Origin of the sequence: Azospirillum sp. B506 (assembly GCF_000333595.1) — a bacterium.
In the GTDB taxonomy this organism is placed as follows: Bacteria; Pseudomonadota; Alphaproteobacteria; order Azospirillales; family Azospirillaceae; genus Azospirillum.
Genome location: NZ_BADK01000316.1, coordinates 1 through 3009 on the forward strand (window position 1 = coordinate 1; position 3009 = coordinate 3009).

A 3009-nucleotide genomic window follows, 5' to 3' on the forward strand; every position below is an offset into this window, starting at 1 on the left:
TCCAGTCTCGCGCTGATGGCGTCGCCCAGCCCGAGAGCGCCGCCATTTGGTCCAGCGGTGCCCTCGTGTCCGTCGGCCGGGGCGGCAGGCTGCCCCTCGTCCCGTCCCGAGCCGTCGGTGTGCTCCAGCCACTGAGCTGCGCCTGTTCCGGCATGGAGATAACCCGAGGGCGATCCCGGCAGAGATTCCCGTCCTTCGCATCCGATGCCCGAGGGGTTCCCCAGCCCGCCAGCTCCACCGTCTTCCGGCTGCTGTCCGTGTTCCCGGCCGCGTTGTAGCCCTTCTGCGCCGGGGTACCGGCCATGGGTGTCGGCCAGCCCGACAGCGTCGCTGTGACCGAAAGCCCCTGCGCTCCTTCCCTGGTGGAAGAGACCCCCGGTATCCTCGCGTCGGCCCGGATCGGCGTTGGCCACCCAATACAGGCGCTGGCGGATGTTTGGAGGGCCAGAGATAAGCGCTCCGCCAGCCCAATCGGCAAAATCGCGCATCGAGGCGGCGAGGTCGGGATATGGACAATGCAGAATGGCCCACTCCAGCCATTCCGCCGGACCTGTTTCTTTCCATCCCACGCCGACGCCCGGAGAGCACAGATCGGCCCCCCCCGACGGCATATCCCAGTGTTTCCAAGTCAGCTCGTACAGCAGCGAACCATTCGCGGCCATCCTTGCTCGCAACCTGTTCTCCAGAGACCGTTGCAGGTCGGCACTCGGCGATGAGACCGAAAAAAGCGGGCCAGAGGTGTCGTTCGTCGGCATGGCCTTTCCGCTTTCCCGCGCTCGAAAGCGGCTGACACGGACAGCTGCCGGTCCAGACGGGGCGGTCGTCGGGCCAGCCGGCGAGACGGAGCGCGAGGGGCCACCCGCCGATGCCGACGAAGAAGTGGCATTGGGTGTATCCGGCAAGGTCGGCGGATCGAACATCGAGAATTGAGCGCTCATCGACATCTCCGGCCGGGATTAGCCCGGCGTCGATCAGGTTGCGCAGCCATTGGGCAGCGAATGGGTCGAATTCGTTGTAGTAGACGGCCATGATCACTCCGCGGCCCGTGCCGCTTGATCGAAGTCGTCGCGGTAGGCGGCGCTGAACTCGAAGCGGAAATACGCCTCGGATCTGCAGATGCCGCGCACCAGTTCGGTATTCAGGCCCTTGCGGCTGCCGAGCCGCCGGGCGCAGCGCCGGACGAAGGGGGCGTACCAGTGCCGCAGCACCTCGGCGCCTCGCGGATCGAGGAGCACGACCTCGCTCCCGTCGGTCACCGTCCGCCACCCTTCGACTAGGCTGTTCATCGGCCGGCGGCCAAATGGTCGAAGAACTCGTCGTGATCCAGCCCGGCCATCTCGGCCGCGAGTGCATAGGCGCCGTCTGGGAGGTCGATGTCGTCGGCGGTTTCCACGCTGGTGCTGAGACCCGCCTCCTTCCGGCCGATGGCGGCGCGCCTCTCCTGCCGGCGCTGGTGGCTGCGGCTGCGACGGGCCATCACGCAGCCTCCTTCCGGTTCTTCTCGGCCATCACCTCGCCCAGCGGCCGGGCGATGCCGCCATCGATCCAGTAGGCCCGGCCCATGCCGCGCGCCTCCAGATCGGGCACGACGTCGGGTGCCGAGAAGGTCATGCCGATCAGAGCGTCCATGCCGGTGCCGCGCAGCATCTTGATCAGCCCGCCGCGCCCTTTCTGGTCCAGCACATCGGCGCCGTCGAGGATGACGAGCGCACAGCCCTGCACCTGGGCGAGGGCGACCTGCAGGGTGGCGTAGACGCGGAACTGATCGGAGGACAGCTGCGGTCCCAGCCCGGCCAGCTGCTCGTAGGGCCTGCCGCCATAGGTGACGCCCATATCCGGCTCGATCCGGACGTCGCCCCAGCTGGCTGCCTCGCACAGGCTGCGCAGCGGCCCGCCGTTGAAGGTGTCCAGTACCTTCACCAGCTTCGCCTGCCGCAGGCCCGCCGGCGCCATGATCGCCTGCATGGCGAGGTTCACCGCAAGCAGGTTGGCGACGCGGTCGGCATCCTCCTTCGCCTTCAGGGCGCGGTGGCGCGCCTCGGCGGTGGAGACGCGGGAGCGAAGTGCCTCGACGTCGTCACCCGGCCGGCCGACGGTGGCCTTCTTCTTCAGTTCGTCCAGCTGCCGTTCTGCCTGCTGCGCCGTCTGGTAGGCGCGCTGCGCATCGGTCGCTTTCCGTTCTGCAGCGTCCCGTGCGCCCTTCAGCCGAGAAAGAGTGCCGTCAGCATCCGCGATGGCGTCGCGCCGTTTCTTCAGTTCGTCGTCGCTGATCGGTTCGGCCTGCACCAGCCGCTGGTCGGCGCCCATGTTGTTGGCCAGCTGGAGGGCGGCGTTGCAGCAGGGGCAGACGAGGCCCTTCGCTTGGGCGGCCGGCGGCAAGGCATCGCGGTGACGCTGGGCGGTGCCGTAGGCGGCGGTCGCCTTTGTCGCAGCAAGCTGCGTCTCGATGGAGCACTCCTTCAACTCGTCGATCTCGGCACATGCAGCAGTCAGCCGGTCCAGTTCCGCCTGCCCTACGGCCGCCGCGGCGACAGCGCGCTCCAACTCCTGCTGCGCTTCGCCCATCTCGGCCTGCAGGTCGTCCAGCGACGCGCCGTCGAGGTCGTCGGTCCAGCCTTCCGGCCGCCACGTCCGCACCTTCTCGGTGCCGAACCGCTGGCCGGTGACCTGTTCCCACTGCCCCTTCAACCGGGCACCCTTGTCGGAGACCTCAGCGGCCTTGGCGTCCCAGCCCTTGCCCTCGATGTCGTTCCAGACCTGGGCGGCGATGGCCTCGCTGATCGAGGCATCGGCGCAGGCGGAAACGAAGTCGGCGCGGTCGGGCGCCGTCTTCAGCAGCTCGGCCAGCAGCTTCGCCCGGTCCTTGGCGGACAGGTCGAGCAGGCTGGTCAGGCCGGCGGCAATGGGCGTCACCTTCGGCGGCTGACCGGAGGTGGACGCCTCGCACTTCGGCCAGGCGGCGGCCGGCCGTCCAGTCGGTGCCCTGCACCGCGGCGGTGGCCGTGCTGG

General features: G+C 68.7%; 4 protein-coding genes. All 4 read right to left on the minus strand.

Translation table 11 applies throughout. The features are described from left to right. Window positions 1–1029: DNA cytosine methyltransferase (locus tag I71_RS37275; RefSeq protein ID WP_148294198.1), on the minus strand; the 1029-nt coding region annotated here is incomplete at its 3' end. Window positions 1030–1031: 2 nt separating this feature from the next. Beyond that, the gene (locus I71_RS09725; protein WP_148294199.1) at window positions 1032–1286 is read right to left on the minus strand and encodes a hypothetical protein; all 255 of its coding nucleotides are present in this window, start codon (window positions 1284–1286) and stop codon (window positions 1032–1034) included. Next, the gene (locus I71_RS09730; RefSeq protein ID WP_042694343.1) at window positions 1283–1477 is read right to left on the minus strand and encodes a hypothetical protein; all 195 of its coding nucleotides are present in this window, start codon (window positions 1475–1477) and stop codon (window positions 1283–1285) included. Before I71_RS09730 ends, I71_RS09725 begins: the two co-directional genes overlap by 4 nt. Then, on the minus strand, window positions 1477–3009 hold a 1533-nt coding region (locus I71_RS09735), incomplete at its 5' end, for a hypothetical protein (RefSeq protein WP_211098367.1). The genes I71_RS09730 and I71_RS09735, both read right to left, overlap by 1 nt.

What these genes read in the sequence shown, in the direction of transcription:
- I71_RS09725 (WP_148294199.1), bottom strand. Translation starts at nt 1,286, where the DNA reads ATGAACAGCCTAGTCGAAGGGTGGCGGACGGTGACCGACGGGAGCGAG.
- I71_RS09730 (WP_042694343.1), bottom strand. Translation starts at nt 1,477, where the DNA reads ATGGCCCGTCGCAGCCGCAGCCACCAGCGCCGGCAGGAGAGGCGCGCC.